Here is a 16,181-nt window from a genome sequence, read left to right on the forward strand (position 1 = left end):
TCGGCGAGAGATTCGGGGGGGCTGACCCTGAGGCTTGCCCAAGAACGTGGCACCGCAGAGCCCACCATGCCCGGCTCTCGCCCAAAGACCACCGCACAACTATCGAAGAACCGCAGATGTCTGTGCGAAGACCGCCGGATGCGTGCGCCCGTTACGGGTGCGACCGCCACTCAGCGCGGCATCGCACCCGCCGGATTTCATGCGCCAAAGCCGCCGTCGATCGTGAGGCTGGCACCGGTGATGTAGCCCGCTTCAGGGCCGGCGAGGTAGGCCACGAAGCCCGCGACTTCCTCGACTTGCCCGTATCGGCCGGATGCCATCAAACCCAGGAGGTCTGCCGCAAACGCGCTGTCAGCGGGATTCATGTCCGTGTCGATCGGCCCGGGCTGGACGTTATTGACGGTGATGCCGAGCGGTCCGAGGTCGCGTGCGAGTCCCTTGGTCAGCCCGACGAGGGCGGACTTGCTCATCGCATAGATCGACCCACCCTGGAAGGGCATCCGGTCCGCATTGGTGCTGCCGATGCTGATGATGCGCCCGCCCTTGTCCATATGACGTACGACGGCCTGCGACGCGACGATCACGCTGCGCACGTTGACGGCCAGCGTGCGATCGATGTCGGCCAGAGGCAGTTCGCCCTCCGCTACGTTGCCCAGCAAGAGCACGCCGGCATTGTTCACCAGGATGTCGATCTTTCCGAAGGTGTCGGCGGCATGCTGTACGGCGGCCTTGATCTGCTCGGCATCCGCACTGTCCGCCTTGATGGAGATGGCCCGACCGCCGGCAGCTTCGATGTCGCGCACCACTTCGGCTGCACGTTCCGGCGAGTTGGCATAGGTGAGCGCGACGTCAGCGCCGTCACGGGCGAGGCGTCGGGCGATGGCGGCGCCGATGCCCCGCGAGCCGCCCTGGATGAAGGCCACTTTTCCGGCGAGGTGTTGGGAAGCGGACTGGGCGGTTTGAGCGGGGTGTGACATGAGTGTTCTCCTTGGGCGATGTGGCGCAGCGATCTGCTGTCCATGGAGCGCACTATCCACCGAACACTATGGCGTGATAATCCTATAATCGGTTTATGTATTTGAAACCATCTGGATCAAATCAGAATGCGACCCGGTTCGTGGTCATGAGCATGTCGGCTCCCCGGCCCTCAGGTAAGGGTTGCGCGCATCAAGATCCCGGCGCCTCGATCTCATGGAAAGTCTAAGCAGCATCGAGTGCTTCGTGCGCAGCGCAGAAGCCGGCAGCTTTTCGGAAGCCGCGCGAAGGCTGGGCCTGACATCGGCGGCCGTCGGCAAGAGCGTTGCAAAGCTGGAAATGCGCCTCGGCGTGCGGCTGTTCCACCGCAGCACGCGCAGCCTGAAGCTGACCGAGGCCGGCGAGCGCTTTCTGGGTGAAGTCAGCGGCAGTCTTGCCACCATACAGAGCGCCATGGCCAACCTGGCCGATGCGCACGGGCAACCGGCCGGAACGCTGAAGGTCAGCATGGGCAATGCTTTCGGGCGCGAGCACATCGTGCCCTTGCTGAGTGATTTCCTCAGGCGCTATCCGGCCATCGTGCCTGACTGGCATTTCGATAACAGGGCGGTGGATCTGATCGCCGAGGGCTTCGACGCAGCCATCGGCGGAGGCTTCGAATTGCCGCCAGGGCTGGTGGCGCGGGAACTTGCGCGCGCGCACGTCGTGCTGGTGGCCTCGGCGGGCTATCTCGCGGGGCGTCCGGTTGTTTCGCACCCTGACGAGCTCGCTGCCCATGACGGCATCTTCATCCGCTCGCCGCAGACCGGGCGCATCCGGCCCTGGGCGCTGATTCACAGCACCGATCCGCGGCGTATGGAACAGCGGCCGATCACGATGCAGCTACGCATGACGATGAGCGACCCCGCGGCCGCGCTCGAAGCGGCGGAGCAGAACCTTGGCATCGCGGTGGTCAGCATGCCCAATGCGTTGCCGTATCTCGAACACGGGCGACTCGTTCGCGTGCTGCCCGACTGGTACGTCGACGCCGGGCCGCTTTCACTCTATTTCTCGGCGCAGAAACTGTTGCCCGCCAAGACGCGGGCGTTCGTCGATTTCATCGTCGCGCACTTCCGCACACAGAAACTTGCACAGCGGTTCTCCGCCTTCTGAATCCGGACGCGCCAGCAGCGCATCGGCCACGAAGGCTGTGCGACGCTCGGCCAGTTCAGTCTGCAGCTCCAGCGCCCCGCTCATGAGAGCGAGCGCACTTTTGCCGGACCGCTGCGCTACCGCAGCGATGCGCGCTTTCAAGTCGTCCGGAAGTTTCAGCTTGGTCGTAGCGGTCATCGCTGCCTCCTGAATGCGGGTAACAACTGACCCGCATCACTCACGCTCTCATCGCAGAACAAGGCAGTTCAGCGATGGTGCTTGCCCATACACGCGAAGCACCCGTACCGGACGTGGCCACGCGCGCCATGCAGGCGGAGCGGTTCGGCGTGGTACATCGGACTGGCGTGCACTGAGTGACGGCGCAGAAGACACACGCCTCCTTGTTTGAAACCCGATCCGCACTTACCATGACTATGGTTCCATGACCATGCTCAGAAGAGGCTCGATATGAGTACCGAAGTATCGAAATCGCAGTTCAAAGCGCGCGCGCTCGAATACTTCCGCGACGTGGAACGCAGCGGCGAACCCCTCATCGTGACCGACCGCGGCGAACCGCGGCTGGAAGTACGTCGCTTCACACAGCGGGAGCGCTCGCCACTGGACATCCTGCGCGGCTCGGTGCTGCGCTATGACCGGCCGACCGAACCGGTGGGAGAAGACGACTGGGATGCCGCACGGTGATCGTGCTCGATACCCACGCGCTGCTGTGGTGGGCCAACGGCGAACGCGCGCAATTGTCCGCCGCCGCAGCGTCCGCAATCGACGCCGAAATGGACGGCGGCCAGATCCTCGTTTCAAGCATGTCTGCCTGGGAGTTGGCCATGCTGGTCGAGCGCGGGCGCGTCGCGCTGTCGATGGACGTCGCATCCTGGCTCGACACCCTGAGCCGGATCGACGCGGTACAGATCGTGCCGGTGGACAGTGAAATCGCCGTGAAGAGCGTGCAACTGCCGGGCGACTTCCACAAGGACCCGGCCGACCGCATCATCGTCGCCACCGCGCGCAAGTTCGCCGCACCGCTCGTCAGCGCCGACGAAAAGATCAGGAGCTACCCGCATGTGCGGGCGATCTGGTGAAACGGCGGGAGGGCCGCCGGGTGCGCAATTTGTAGCCGCAGACCTGAGCTGCCATGGCGCTGACGGCGCCTGCGCAGTCAGTCACTTGAGTCGCACGCAACGCGGAATGGCTACTTGCACCTTGTTGTCGCTCCGCAATCGATTTGCCGCCTGCACCTTGCAAAGCTCAGGCGCATAATCCTGCCCATGCCCACGATCAGCCAGTTCTTCGGTATCGTTATCCCGATGCTCTGGCGTGAACACGCCTACCGCGGTTTCAGGCGCTTTACGCCAAACACGAGGCCCTGATCGACATCCGGACGCTTGACGTAACAGGCGCCAGCCTGCCGCGCCGGGCACTTGCCCTGACCATTGAATGGGCGATGGAACATCGCACCGAACTGATGGAGGACTGGACGCTGTGTCAATCCAGACAACGCCCGAAGCGGATCAAACCACTGAAGTGATCCCCGCAGCGCCCTGGCGGATCAAGGCGCTTTCGGTGCTGCCCGATTACCGCTTGGCCGTCACCTTCATGGATGACACGCAGGGCATCGCGGATTTTTCAGCGATTCTGACGGCCACGGAATGCGGCATCTTCGAAGCGCTCAAGGACAAGACCTTTTTCGATCAGGCCCGCCTGAATCTCGGCGCCGTGACCTGGCCCAACGGAGCAGACATGGACCCGGCGTGGATGTATGAACAGATCCGGGTGAATAAATTTTGGTCTGTACCCTTTTAACCTTATAGACACGAACCACCTCGGATGTCGCAGGGCCGTCAAGCGGCAGACAACGAAACATCCTCTAACGGCTCATCACTCGAAGCTCTCTTCCGCCTCTTGATCCCGCAGCCGCTCTTGTTCAACCCAGCGATCAAGATTGGGCAAAATGGTATCTACCCATTGCCTGACATCTTCATGCGGACTCTCGCGTAACACCATCACGGCAGACTTACGGCCGGTAAGGATGCTGGCGAGTGAGCCGCTCCAACTACGCGGGTGAAATCGCGTCCACAGATCGCCAAGGAAGGCTTGCTTGTCCGGGGCATGATCGAGCAAGTCAAGAAACAGTGGCGAAATGCCATTACTTACATCGTCCGACTTGCCCTTGAACATCGAGATTGCATGACTTAACGCCTTGTACCGCACGGCTGGTTCACGATCCGCCCATTGACGCAGGACCTCAGGATCCATGTTCTCGATCGGGTTACCAAAGTCTTCGTTGCGGAGACTACAGCTTCCACTAGGCTTCGCCGGTAACAGGAAGACGTCAAGGGCAGCAACCGGCTGCGTGTCAAACAGCGCCTTCAGCACGTGGCTCAAATCGTGCCGCGAGAGATGTCTGACCTCCATCTCACTGCAGATATGCGCGCAGACTTCGCGCACTGTTGATTCGCCATCGTTGCCCGCACAACAAACTTGAATGACCACATGCAGTCCATAGTCGCGCAATGCGACATTACTGCTGAATTCAGCTCGACACAGCAACTCACGGCCACGCACGATCAATGACAGGGGGTGCTGCCGGTCCGCCTCACGATCGCAATGTAAGCGCATGTGCAGGATATCAAGCGCGACCTCGACCCCACCCGGCAGAGTGGCGATGTCGCCCAACAGATTAGCCAATGCTTCGGGCGGTGAATTGCCAACGACGCCGCAAGCAATGTTTGCGAAGTCGGAAGCTTGGACCGCCCCTATTCCGATCGCCCGCCTCAAGCGGGCGATTCCATTTTCGTCGATCCCAATGCGCGCCTGAAGGTAAGGTAGGTTACGGCTCAAGGCCGGACTTACTGTCACGGCTTCGAGGCAGGCTTCGCCAAAATCGCTGTCACGCCGGTGCGCTTCGTAGATGAACCCTCCCAGCACGGTCGCATTGCGCCCGTTCGGCTCTGCCGTCTCAAAGCAACCGGCCAACTCGCGCCAGATCGCTGCAAGGTCGCTCGCGCCTTCGGCGAGGCCGAGGCCGCACTCGAACACCCGCTCGGCACGAGGCTCGGTCATTAGCTCGGTCAGGAAACTGGCGCGCGTTTCGCGGTCATTCGCCAATTGTCGTCCGACGTCCCGCGCCATCTCGGCAGCCCTGCGCCACGGCTTCATCACATCGCCGTCATCTGACTCGCAGTCCGTAATATCCCAGCCACCGCTAGCGCGGTTGAATACGATCGCACGCGCTCGGTTTAGGAGGTCTAAAGGCTTGAGCCGCTCAATGATTGTCTCAAGCCGCATTCGGACCCGTTCGGGCATCACGTTGCCCTCGAAGCGAAGTGCAGCGCGGAAAGAGATCCAGCCTTCGATCCATGGCTTCACCGTAACGAGGGCGCTCGCTGCACGGTCGAGGGCGTCGTGGCAAGCGTCGACGCCCCACAAGCCGCGAACATTTTTGGCCAGTATGCCTCTCGCTTCCGGCAGGACCTGAGACAACTCGACGGCGAGATCGATCGCACCGTCGAACCACTCTCCGACGTCCTCATCGACTTTAGGGAGCCATCCCCAGTCGCGCGAACGTGCTCCGAAATCAAAGTTGCTTGAGGAGCTAAAGCCACGCGTCGTCAGAAGCGCATTGAGCGCGACGGATGCACAACGCCGCTTGTCGGCATCGCCGGACCTTGCCAGTAGCCGCACGAACGCGCGACGCTGCTCGGGCAGCGCTTGGGTCCCGGACAGATACAGTTGAAAAAGCTCCCCAAATCTACTGCGGACCGAATTCTGACGATAGTCATCCGGCTCAGCGGCGAGGAAGCGCGCAAGCAGTGATGCCGCGGCATCAAACATCTGCAGCTCATAGCCAAGCGCTTTGATCAGGCAGATCCGTTGCCATCGAGTTACCTCGGTCAGCGAAATCAATGACGCGCCGTTCGGGCCATTTAGTTCTTGCGTCAGCTTAGCCAGAACCGCCTCAGGCTCAATCGGAGCGATGTTGGTCAAGATATAGAGGCCTTCACGTCCCCGCGCCACGAGATCACCAAGGGCTCCGTCACTTCGTAGCCAGCGTGCGACCGTTGCCTGGGCCTCACTGCTATCGTGGAGATAGCCCAATCGACGAGAGAGTGACCTCTGCATGCGCGGAGTCAGCGAGGCGCTGAACCGGTCAAAGTCTGGTGGCGAAATCCGTTGAAGCGCGTAAGTCGCAAGTTGGTTGGCGATCGCTTGCGGAAGGATAGCCCTCCAGCGGCCTCGCACCTGAGCAATGCCGCGCCGACGAAGCTCGGCAAGCGCAGCGTAAAGAGTCGATGCACTGACCGAACGCAGCGTGCCGATGCGTGCAAGCTCGCCCTCTCCGGAGGTGTCCTCGCCATTGACCGAATAGAGCAAAGACAGCTCCTCAGCCGCGACCAACAGATTTTGATCGGGATGATTACGCTGCTGGAAGAGTCTCTCGAACAGCTCGCGGCTCTTGAGTTTGCCCAATGTCTCTCCCCGGCCAAGCGTTTCCGCCAGCGCTCGGGCAACGCGAAAATTGCCATCGCTGAAATCAGCGATGGTTCGCTGATCAACCTGGGACATATCCGGGAAAGACTGCTTGAGCCAAGCCGCGACCAGATCGGTTGAAGCGGACTGCAGTCGAAAGACACCGGTCAGCTCAGGCTCGTCGTCTCGAACATCGTATTCAACGGTGAGAAGGCTGACCTTGCTAGCGCTGTTCGAGCAGATGCGGGCGAGCTCCGCATGGGTCGCAGGGTTGCAGTTGTCGACGACAAGGATGGCCCGCTGCCCGCTCTGCAGGAGCTGTCGGGCCATGTCGCGTGCGGTCGGGATGGTTTCCGCTGAATAGTCAGTGTAAATCGCGACGCTCGGATCGAGCGGCTCTTCACCGACTCCGCTCTCGAACAACGCCTGAACGAAGCGGGTTTTTCCAAGGCCTGATAGACCGATCAAGCGGATGCATTGCTTTGGCGTCCGAAGTGCCGCACGGAGTCGCTCGATGCCCTCGGCAATAGTCAATCGCTCTCGCTCACGCGAGCGCTCATCGGTCAGACAGGCCTTGTCATTGAAAAGATAAGGAGTCTCTTCAGTAACGTGCGTTCCGGTCCATCCGCCGATGCTGCTCCAGCCCGACAAACCAAGACCTGTGCGATTGCGGACCCAAGCGGCGACGCCCGGGTACTCATTGACCCATGTAGCGAGGCGATCACGGTCGTAGAAGTCCGTATAGAGATCGGCCGCATTGGGGAGGTCGTGCAGTGCCTCGCGCATCGCCGACCGCCGGTCGGCAAGTGGCCTGTCCGCAACCGAATCCTGTGAACTGACGATGATGTATGCGCCCGACACCGTTGCGAGCTCACAGATGACCTGCCGCAGTTTTCTATCACCGCCACCCGTTGGCTTCGGCCGCATTTCGTTACTAATGGCACTCGGCGGCATCTTCGGCTTCTTCACCTGAAAGCCGGTGTTGGACAGTGGCACGAAGTCAGGGCTTGCGATCGATACGGAACACTGCACGCGCACGTCGACTCCGCCATCCGCCGCATCCTGGTCGCCGCCCGCAGTGACCGCCGACAAAGGACAACCCTGTTTTCGTAGCTCTGCCAGTGCAAGCCGGGCGACCAGGGTACGCAAATCGGCGTCATCCAGATTGCTGATATCGGTACCTGTTACCTCGAACATATGCAGGCTGTCCCGGTTTCCCTAGTCTATGCATCGCTAGCGCGAACGAATCGATCAATCCGCAAAATAGAAAAGCCGGCGTTCGCCGGCTTTTCTCTTTACTCAAACATCAATCCCAACTCAACGCCCCACCCGTTTGATACTCGATCACCCGGGTTTCGAAGAAGTTGCGTTCCTTCTTCAGGTCGATCATTTCGCTCATCCACGGGAAGGGGTTTTCCGCGCCCGGGTAGAGCACGTCCAGACCGATCTGCTGCGCGCGGCGGTTGGCGATGAAGCGCAGGTATTCCTTGAACATGTTCGAGTTGAGGCCAAGCACGCCGCGCGGCATGGTGTCTTCGGCGTAGCGGTACTCCAGCTCGACGGCCTTGCGGAACAGGGCCTTGAGCTCTTCGCGGAATTCCGGGGTCCACAGGTGCGGGTTTTCGAGCTTGATCTGGTTGATCAGGTCGATGCCGAAATTACAGTGCATGGACTCGTCGCGCAGGATGTACTGGTACTGCTCGGCGGCGCCGGTCATCTTGTTCTGGCGGCCCAGCGCCAGGATCTGCACGAAGCCCACGTAGAAGAACAGGCCTTCCATCAGGCAGGCGAACACGATGAGGCTCTTCAGCAGTTGCTGGTCGGCTTCGGGCGTGCCGGTCTTGAAGGCCGGGTCGGTCAGCACGTCGATGAAGGGGATGAGGAACTCGTCCTTGTCACGGATGGACTGCACTTCGTGATAGGCGTTGAACACCTCGCCTTCGTCCAGGCCGAGCGACTCGACGATGTACTGGTAGGCGTGGGTGTGGATGGCCTCCTCAAAGGCCTGGCGCAGCAAATACTGGCGGCACTCGGGCGCGGTGATGTGGCGGTAGGTGCCGAGCACGATGTTGTTGGCGGCCAGCGAATCGGCGGTGACGAAGAAACCGAGGTTGCGCTTGACCAGACGGCGCTCGTCTTCGGTCAGGCCGTTCGGCGACTTCCACAGTTCGATGTCGCGCTGCATGTTCACTTCCTGCGGCATCCAGTGGTTGGCGCAGCCGGCGAGGTACTTTTCCCAGGCCCACTTGTACTTGAAAGGCACGAGCTGGTTCACGTCGGTGCCGCCGTTGATGACGCGCTTGTCTTCGGCGCGGATGCGGCGCATGCGCGCGTCGCCCTGGGCGGCCGGCGTGGCCGGCGGCGACATCGGCAGTTCGCGCGAGTCGGGTTCGAACGGACGCGATGCGGGCGTGCGCAGCGCCAGACCGGGTTGCGGTGCGGTCATCGGCAGGTCGTCTTCGAAACTCAGCATTGTTGTTTTCTCCTTCAGTCGGCGCGCGCTGCGCGCCGGGTATTGCTTTATGTCAGGTGGAGCGATGCGCGGAGCTGGCTCCGCTAGCCCCTGGCCCCTAGCCCCTCATCCCCCCGCTCGCGCCTGCGAAGCAGGCACGGGCGGGACGTGCTTATTGGCAAGCTTCGCAGGTGGGATCGTCGATGGCGCAGAACTTGGGCGCCGGCTCTTCCGACTGGCTCGGCACCGCGTTCAGTTCGCCGCCGCGGCCGGTGGATTTCTCGGCGTGGGTGGCGCCCATGGCGCGCAGGTAGTAGGTGGTCTTCAGGCCGCGCAGCCAGGCGAGCTTGTAGGTTTCGTCCAGCTTCTTGCCGGAGGCGCCGGCCATGTAGATGTTCAGGCTCTGCGCCTGATCGATCCACTTCTGGCGGCGCGACGCGGCTTCGACCAGCCACTTCGGCTCGACTTCGAAAGCGGTGGCGTAGAGCGCGCGGATGTCGGCCGGGATGCGGTCGATGCGCGACAGCGAGCCGTCGAAATACTTCAGGTCGGCAACCATCACTTCGTCCCACAGACCCAGCTTCTTCAGGTCACGCACCAGGTGCTCGTTCACCACGGTGAATTCGCCCGACAGGTTCGATTTGACGAACAGGTTCTGGTAGGTCGGCTCGATGCTGGCATCGACGCCGATGATGTTCGAAATGGTGGCGGTCGGCGCGATCGCCAGGCAGTTCGAGTTGCGCATGCCGTAGTTGGCGATGCGGTTGCGCAGCGCGTCCCAGTCCATCGTGACCGAGCGGTCGACTTCGAGGTAGCCGCCACGCTGCTCGGCCAGGATGTCCAGCGAGTCGTGCGGCAGGATGCCGCGGTCCCACAAGCTGCCCTTGTAGCTGGAGTAGCGGCCGCGCTCTTCGGCCAGTTCGGTCGAGGCCCAGTAGGCGTAGTAGGCCACCGCTTCCATCGAGCGGTCGGCGAACTCGACCGCCGCGTCGGAGGCGTACGGCGTGCGCAGTTCGTGCAGCGCTTCCTGGAAGCCCATCAGGCCCATGCCGACCGGGCGGTGCTTCAGGTTGGCGTTGCGCGCCTTGCCGACCGAGTAGTAGTTGATGTCGATGACGTTGTCGAGCATGCGCATCGCGGTGCGGATGGTCTTGCGCAGCTTGTCGTGGTCGAGCGCCTTGCCGCCCTTGCCGTCGTCCTTCAGGTGGGCGACCAGGTTCACCGAGCCGAGGTTGCACACGGCGATTTCGGTGTCCGAGGTGTTCAGCGTGATTTCGGTGCAGAGGTTCGAGCTATGCACGACGCCGACATGCTGCTGCGGCGAACGCAGGTTGCACGGGTCCTTGAAGGTGATCCACGGGTGGCCGGTTTCGAACAGCATCGACAGCATCTTGCGCCACAGGGCCACGGCCTGCGTCTTCTTGAACAGGCGGATTTCGCCGCGCGCGGCCTTCTCTTCGTAGCGGGTGTAGGCCTGCTCGAAGGCGCTGCCGTACAGGTCGTGCAGGTCCGGGCAGTCGGCCGGCGAGAACAGCGTCCATTCGCCGTTTTCCATCACGCGGCGCATGAACAGGTCGGGAATCCAGTTCGCCGTGTTCATGTCGTGCGTGCGGCGGCGGTCGTCGCCGGTGTTCTTGCGCAGGTCGAGGAATTCCTCGATGTCGAGGTGCCAGCTTTCCAGATAGGCGCACACCGCGCCCTTGCGCTTGCCGCCCTGGTTCACCGCGACCGCGGTGTCATTGACCACCTTCAGGAAGGGGACCACACCCTGCGACTTGCCGTTGGTGCCCTTGATGTGCGAACCCAGCGCGCGCACCGGCGTCCAGTCGTTGCCCAGACCGCCGGCGAACTTGGCCAGCAGCGCGTTTTCCTTGATCGCCTCGAAAATGCCGTCGAGATCGTCAGCCACCGTGGTGAGGTAGCAGGACGACAGCTGCGGACGTAGCGTGCCGCTGTTGAACAGCGTCGGCGTCGAGCTCATGAAGTCGAAGCTGGACAGCAGCTTGTAGAACTCGATCGCGCGCTCTTCGCGGTTGATTTCGTTCAGCGCCAGACCCATGGCGACGCGCATGAAGAAGATCTGCGGCAGTTCGATGCGGCGGTCGCGGATGTGCAGGAAGTAGCGGTCGTACAGCGTCTGCAGGCCGAGGTAGTTGAAGCGCAGGTCATTGCGGTGGTCCAGCGCGGCGCCGAGCTTGGCGAGGTCGAACTGGGCCAGCTTGGAATCGAGCAGTTCGGCTTCGATACCCAGCTTGATGTAGCGCGGGAAGTATTCGGCGTAGGCAGTGGCCATCTCTGCCTGCGAAGTTTCCTCACCCAGCACTTCGGCGCGCACCGTGTGCAGCAGCAGGCGGGCGGTGACGTAGCCGTAGGCCGGGTCCTGCTCGAGCAGCGAGCGGGCGGCCATGATGGCGGACTTGCGCACTTCCTCGACCGGCACGCCGTCGTACAGGTTCGACAGCGTGGCGTTCAGGATGGCGTCGACCGACACCACGTCGCCCAGCGCCTCGCACGAGGCTTCGATCAGGCCGCGCAGCGCGGCGTGGTCCAGCGGCATGCGACGGTTGCCGTCGACCACGTGCAGCACCGGCTGGTCGGCCGCGGCTTCGACCGCGTGCTGCTTCTGCGCGCGCTCGGCGGCGCGCTTCTCGCGGTAAAGCACGTAGGCGCGGGCCACGTCGTGCTCGGCCGAACGCATCAGCGCCAGTTCGACCTGGTCCTGGATGTCTTCGATGTGGAAGGTGCCGCCGTGCGGCTGGCGACGCACCAGCGCCTGCACCACCTGGCTGGTGATGCCGGCCACCTGTTCGCGCACGCGCGCCGACGCGGCACCCTGCCCGCCATTCACCGCCAGGAAAGCCTTGGTCACCGCGATCGAAATCTTGGCCGGCTCGAAATTCACCACCGCACCGTTGCGGCGGATCACCTTGTAATCGGCGTGCAGCGCCGCCGTGTTCGGCAGCTCGTCGATGCTGATCTGGTCGGGGCTGGGGGACTGCGGACGGGTGCTGGCGTGTTCGGCGGTCAATTGCATGCGGACGTCTCCCTGTAAGGCCGTCGCGAGCGCGACGGAGAAGCGGTTTTTGATGGGATTTCGCTAACTGACCACTATAGGTAGTGGTTGAAGCTCGATGAGCTACTAATTCTAGTGAGCCAATCCGGCACCCGCAAGCGCGATTTTTCTGCTAAGCGGCATCGCGGCGGCCTGAAAATCACCCTTCGATGTGCAGGGGAATCGCACCGGACAAGGGCTGGCGAGGCGTAACCCGGCGCAAACGCCGGTATGGCGGGAATCAGTCCGACCGGATGACGCCGGGCAAGCGTTTCCAGTCGAAGCAGGCACCGGGATCAATCTTTCTTCCCGGCGCGATATCCGAATGACCTACCACGTCGACCACCGGATGCCGTTTGCGCAGCGCATCAATCAACGCTGCGGCGCACCGGTATTGGGCGTCCTCGAAGGGCAGCACGTTGCAACCTTCAAGCTCGATGCCGACCGAGAAGTCGTTGCAGCCCTCCCGCCCGCCCCAGCTCGAACGGCCGGCATGCCAGGCGCGGCGCGTACTCGACACGAACTGCAGCAGTTCGCCGTTGCGCCGCACCACGAAATGCGCCGACACGCGCAACGGCGCGACGTCGACGAAGTACGGGTGGGCCGCCGGGTCGAGCCGGTTCAGGAAGAGGTCTTCTATATAGGGGCCGCCGAATTCGCCCGGCGGCAGGCTGATGCAGTGCATCACCACCAGCGACACCGGTTCGCCCTCAGGGCGCGGGTCGGAATTGGGCGATTCGATGCGGCGGGCGGCGGTACACCAGCCATCGGCGTCGATAAGGAAATCGGTGGTCATCGGGCGTGGCCGGGCAGCGGCAGATCGCGAGCAAGCTCGCTCCCACGTCGGGGCAGGCTGCTTGCGGGAGCGCGCTTGCTCACGACAAGGCGCCCAACATCCTGACGACGGTGGCCGCTGCACTCAGTCATTGATGCCCAGCCGCTGCAGCCGGTAGCGCAGCGAGCGGAAGGTGACGCCGAGCAGGCGGGCCGCCGCGGTACGGTTGTAGCGGGTCTTGCGCAGCGCGTCCTCGATGGCGGCGCGCTCCATGCGGTCGAGATAGTCCTGCAGCGGCAGTTCGCCGGCCGGCATATCAGGCACTTCGTCGTCGACCGGCATCAGGCCGAGGTCGGCGGCGTCGATGCGCTCACCGGAGCTGAGCGCGTAGGCGCGTTCGAGCACATTCTCCAGTTCGCGCACATTGCCGGGGAAGGGATAGGCGCACAGCGCATCGACCGCCGCACGCGTCAGTTCGGGCTTCTTGCCGTCGGCGGCGGCGATGCGTTCGAGCAGGGTCTGCGCCAGTTGCGGGATGGATTCGCGGCACTCACGCAGGCTGGGCATGCGCAGTTCGAGCACGTTGAGCCGGTAGAAGAGATCCTGGCGGAAACGGCCCTCGTCCACCATCTGCCGCAGATTGCGGTGGGTGGCGCTGATCAGGCGCACGTCGGTCGCCTCTTCGGCGCGCGCACCGACGCGGCGTACGGACTTCTCCTGTATCGCGCGCAGCAGCTTCACCTGCATCGCCAGCGGCAGGTCGCCCACTTCGTCGAGGAACAGCGTGCCACCGCGGGCCGCCTGGAAATAGCCTTCGCGGTCGGCGTCGGCGCCGGTGAAGGCGCCCTTGGCGTAACCGAAGAACTCGGACTCGACCAGGTTCTCGGGTATGGCGCCGCAATTGACCGCGACGAAAGGCCCTTCGCGCCGCGCACCCAGCTCGTGTATCAGCCGCGCCGCGCGTTCCTTGCCGCTGCCCGATTCGCCGTGGATATGCACCGGTGCGCCACTGCGCGCGAGCTTGGCGATGGTTTCGCGCACCTGGGTCATGGCCGGCGCGTCGCCCACCAGCGCGTCGGTGCCGGCCGGTCGCACCTCGCTGCCGCGCGTCGGCAGGTCGAGCGCCGAACGCACCAGCGCGCGCAGCTGTTCGATTGACACCGGCTTGGCGAGATAGTCGAAGGCGCCCGCCTTCAGCGCGGCGACCGCGTTGTCCATGCTGCCGAAGGCGGTGATGACGGCCACCGGCAGATCGCGGTGGTGTTCGGCGATGTGACGCACCAAATCCATGCCTTCGCCATCGGGCAGGCGCATGTCGGTCAGGCACAGCGCGAAGCGTTCCTTGCCGAGCAGTTCACGCGCCTCGCCGACCGATCCGGCGAGCGAGGCGTGCAGGCCCATGCGCGCGAGCGACATGTCGAGCAGTTCGCGCAGGTCGTCTTCGTCGTCGACGACCAGCACCTTCAGCTCCCGCTCAGTCCGCCGCCGTTCCATGATTCGTCCAAGCTCCTGTTCAGGCCGCGCAGGCGAAAGTGCGCACCCGGCGAATTATCCACGAAGTCGAGCGTGGCCCCGTTGGCGTCGCTGAGTTCGCGCGCGATGTAGAGGCCGAGCCCGGTGCCGCGGCTGTGCGTGGTGAAGAAAGGTTCGAACAGGTGGGCGCGCGCGCTGTCGGTGACGCCGGGGCCGTTGTCGACGATGTCGAGCTGGGTGGCGTCCTCGGTCGCGCTGACCGTCAGGCGCACCGCGCCGTCGTCCGGGCCGGCGAAGCGCAGCGCATTGCCGAGCAGGTTCCACAGCACCTGGTGCAGATGGCCGCGATCGAACCAGATGCTCGCCGGCGCGCCGGTTTCGATGTGCACGCGCGCACGCACGCCCGGCTCGCGCATCGCGAATTCATCGACGAAGGTGCGCACGTAAGCACTCAGTTCGAGCAGTTCCGGCTCGGCGCGGTCGCGGCGGCCCAGTTCCAGCACGTCGCTGACCATGCGGTCCAGCCGCTGCGCGTTGTCGCCGATGATGCGGGTGAGCCGTGCCTGCGTCTCGGCGCGCCGCTCCTCCTGCAGCAGTTCGGCCGCCTGGCTGATGGCGGCCAGCGGGTTGCGGATCTCGTGCGCCATGCTGGCGGTCAGCCGGCCGAGCGCAGCGAGCTTGATCTGCCGCGCCTGTTCGCGCAGCCGCGCCAGATCTTCGATGAACACCAGATGCCCACCGGCACCGCCGGCCGGCACGCAGCGCACGCGCAGCGCCGCCGGGCGCGACGGCAGATCGAGCACGAACACGCGTTCGCGGTCGGGGTCGGCCTGTGCCGCCATCGCCGCGGCAAGCGCCGGCGAATAGTCGGCCAGCATGACCGGCCGCGGCATCAGCGGATCGAGCAGGCGGCGCGCCTGCGGATTGGCCTGCCGCACGTGGCCGAGCGTATCGACCACCAGCACGCCGTCGTCCATGTCGCGGATCACTCGTTCGTTCACCCGCACCTGCTCGGCCAGGTCGCGACCCCGCTCGCGCGCCAGCGACTCGTTGGCGATGACCCGCCGCGCCAGCAGGCGCACCGCGATCGCGGTGGCGAAGAAGCCGATGCTGATCGAGCCGACATGCACGAAGCCACCGGCGTCGGAGCCCAGCGTGACCCACTGCATCGCCTGCTGGAACAGCATGGCGAGACTGGCCACCGCCGCGTAGAACACCGCCAGGCGCCCCTGCCCGACCAGTGCAGCGAACGCCAGCACGACCACGTGCATGAAGGGCAGACCGGTGCTGAGCCCACCGCCCGCGTAAGTCAGCAGCGTGAGGAAGAAGATGTCGGCGAGTACGCCTGCGGTCAGCCGTGCGTCATCGGTCGGCAGCAGGCGGTCGGCGCCGAGCATGACGCAGACGGCGAACACCCAGTAGCCGCGCGCGGCGCTGGCGAACAGCGCGCCGCGGTAATCGGCAAAACTGATCTCGCCCGGCACGCCGAACACCAGCGCAACCAGCACCGAGGCGATCAGCAGGCGATACAGATTGAAGTAGCGCAGCGAACTCACCCGCGCCACCGGCAGCGCGGCGGCGCCGTCAGACCCGGCTGTCGTGAGCATCGCGATGCTCGGGGCAGCAGAAGTACTGCGCATCGGAAAACAGTGCTTCGCCCTCGGGCAGGCGCAGACCGCACTCGGCGCACTGCACGATGCGCTCGACCGCCGGCTCGGCGGGCTTGCTCTTTTCAGACTTGTTGCGCGCGGGTTTCTTGAAGAACCACAGCCAGGCCAGGAAGGCCAGGAGCGCAAAAAACAGGATGCGGGACATCTCGGGCGACAGCAGGCGGAATG

13 protein-coding genes are annotated in these 16,181 nt (G+C 63.8%); 5 read left to right on the top strand and 8 right to left on the bottom strand.

Translation table 11 applies throughout. The features are described 5' to 3' along the window. Window positions 1-197: 197 nt before the first annotated feature. Window positions 198-977: a 3-oxoacyl-ACP reductase family protein gene (locus tag METFAM1_RS0108575; RefSeq protein ID WP_024300585.1), complete on the bottom strand. Its 780-nt coding sequence runs from the start codon at window positions 975-977 to the stop codon at window positions 198-200. Between the two features lie 244 nt (window positions 978-1,221). On the opposite strand from METFAM1_RS0108575, the gene METFAM1_RS0108580 reads away from it, so the two are divergent. The 5 genes from METFAM1_RS0108580 to METFAM1_RS0108595 all read left to right on the top strand — a co-directional run bounded on the left by METFAM1_RS0108580 (window position 1,222) and on the right by METFAM1_RS0108595 (window position 3,924). Further along, window positions 1,222-2,127 (top strand): LysR family transcriptional regulator, encoded by a 906-nt coding sequence (locus tag METFAM1_RS0108580; RefSeq protein ID WP_232419698.1) that lies wholly within the window; start codon window positions 1,222-1,224, stop codon window positions 2,125-2,127. Between the two features lie 447 nt (window positions 2,128-2,574). Beyond that, window positions 2,575-2,808 carry a type II toxin-antitoxin system Phd/YefM family antitoxin gene (locus tag METFAM1_RS0108585; protein WP_019919201.1) on the top strand — a complete coding sequence of 78 codons (234 nt, stop codon included), beginning with the start codon at window positions 2,575-2,577 and terminating at the stop codon, window positions 2,806-2,808. Next, window positions 2,805-3,203 carry a type II toxin-antitoxin system VapC family toxin gene (locus tag METFAM1_RS0108590; protein WP_019919202.1) on the top strand — a complete coding sequence of 133 codons (399 nt, stop codon included), beginning with the start codon at window positions 2,805-2,807 and terminating at the stop codon, window positions 3,201-3,203. Before METFAM1_RS0108585 ends, METFAM1_RS0108590 begins: the two co-directional genes overlap by 4 nt. Before the next feature lie 293 nt (window positions 3,204-3,496). Further along, window positions 3,497-3,649, top strand: coding sequence for a DUF4160 domain-containing protein (locus METFAM1_RS21325; RefSeq protein ID WP_269745057.1), 153 nt, complete (start codon window positions 3,497-3,499; stop codon window positions 3,647-3,649). After that, window positions 3,604-3,924, top strand: coding sequence for a DUF2442 domain-containing protein (locus METFAM1_RS0108595; protein ID WP_232419700.1), 321 nt, complete (start codon window positions 3,604-3,606; stop codon window positions 3,922-3,924). Before METFAM1_RS21325 ends, METFAM1_RS0108595 begins: the two co-directional genes overlap by 46 nt. 75 nt (window positions 3,925-3,999) lie before the next feature. Here METFAM1_RS0108595 and METFAM1_RS0108600 read toward each other — a convergent pair whose 3' ends face one another. From METFAM1_RS0108600 to METFAM1_RS0108630, 7 genes are all read right to left on the bottom strand, one after another. Then, the gene (locus tag METFAM1_RS0108600) at window positions 4,000-7,788 is read right to left on the bottom strand and encodes a hypothetical protein (RefSeq protein WP_019919204.1); all 3,789 of its coding nucleotides are present in this window, start codon (window positions 7,786-7,788) and stop codon (window positions 4,000-4,002) included. 109 nt (window positions 7,789-7,897) lie between these two features. Continuing rightward, window positions 7,898-9,064: a ribonucleotide-diphosphate reductase subunit beta gene (locus METFAM1_RS0108605; RefSeq protein ID WP_019919205.1), complete on the bottom strand. Its 1,167-nt coding sequence runs from the start codon at window positions 9,062-9,064 to the stop codon at window positions 7,898-7,900. A 151-nt stretch (window positions 9,065-9,215) separates the two neighbouring features. After that, entirely contained in the window at window positions 9,216-12,077 is a 2,862-nt protein-coding gene (locus METFAM1_RS0108610; RefSeq protein ID WP_019919206.1) for a ribonucleoside-diphosphate reductase subunit alpha, read from the bottom strand. 259 nt (window positions 12,078-12,336) lie between these two features. Next, window positions 12,337-12,891 (bottom strand): 1,6-anhydro-N-acetylmuramyl-L-alanine amidase AmpD, encoded by a 555-nt coding sequence (ampD, locus tag METFAM1_RS0108615; RefSeq protein WP_019919207.1) that lies wholly within the window; start codon window positions 12,889-12,891, stop codon window positions 12,337-12,339. 123 nt (window positions 12,892-13,014) lie between these two features. Then, on the bottom strand, window positions 13,015-14,364 hold the full coding sequence (locus METFAM1_RS0108620) for a sigma-54-dependent transcriptional regulator (RefSeq protein ID WP_019919208.1): 1,350 nt from the start codon (window positions 14,362-14,364) through the stop codon (window positions 13,015-13,017). Continuing rightward, entirely contained in the window at window positions 14,334-15,950 is a 1,617-nt protein-coding gene (locus METFAM1_RS0108625; RefSeq protein WP_019919209.1) for a sensor histidine kinase, read from the bottom strand. The genes METFAM1_RS0108620 and METFAM1_RS0108625 overlap by 31 nt, the downstream gene beginning before the upstream one ends. Continuing rightward, on the bottom strand, window positions 15,928-16,158 hold the full coding sequence (locus tag METFAM1_RS0108630) for a PP0621 family protein (RefSeq protein ID WP_019919210.1): 231 nt from the start codon (window positions 16,156-16,158) through the stop codon (window positions 15,928-15,930). The genes METFAM1_RS0108625 and METFAM1_RS0108630 overlap by 23 nt, the downstream gene beginning before the upstream one ends. Between the last annotated feature and the right edge of the window lie 23 nt (window positions 16,159-16,181).

It is taken from the genome of Methyloversatilis discipulorum (assembly GCF_000527135.1).
In the GTDB taxonomy this organism is placed as follows: Bacteria; Pseudomonadota; Gammaproteobacteria; order Burkholderiales; family Rhodocyclaceae; genus Methyloversatilis; species Methyloversatilis discipulorum.

Coding starts and splice junctions, on each gene's coding strand:
- METFAM1_RS0108585 (WP_019919201.1), top strand. CDS start 2,575: ATGAGTACCGAAGTATCGAAATCGCAGTTCAAAGCGCGCGCGCTCGAA.
- METFAM1_RS0108600 (WP_019919204.1), bottom strand. CDS start 7,788: ATGTTCGAGGTAACAGGTACCGATATCAGCAATCTGGATGACGCCGAT.
- METFAM1_RS0108625 (WP_019919209.1), bottom strand. CDS start 15,950: ATGCTCACGACAGCCGGGTCTGACGGCGCCGCCGCGCTGCCGGTGGCG.
- METFAM1_RS0108620 (WP_019919208.1), bottom strand. CDS start 14,364: ATGGAACGGCGGCGGACTGAGCGGGAGCTGAAGGTGCTGGTCGTCGAC.
- METFAM1_RS0108630 (WP_019919210.1), bottom strand. CDS start 16,158: ATGTCCCGCATCCTGTTTTTTGCGCTCCTGGCCTTCCTGGCCTGGCTG.
- METFAM1_RS0108610 (WP_019919206.1), bottom strand. CDS start 12,077: ATGCAATTGACCGCCGAACACGCCAGCACCCGTCCGCAGTCCCCCAGC.
- METFAM1_RS0108605 (WP_019919205.1), bottom strand. CDS start 9,064: ATGCTGAGTTTCGAAGACGACCTGCCGATGACCGCACCGCAACCCGGT.
- ampD (WP_019919207.1), bottom strand. CDS start 12,891: ATGACCACCGATTTCCTTATCGACGCCGATGGCTGGTGTACCGCCGCC.
- METFAM1_RS0108575 (WP_024300585.1), bottom strand. CDS start 977: ATGTCACACCCCGCTCAAACCGCCCAGTCCGCTTCCCAACACCTCGCC.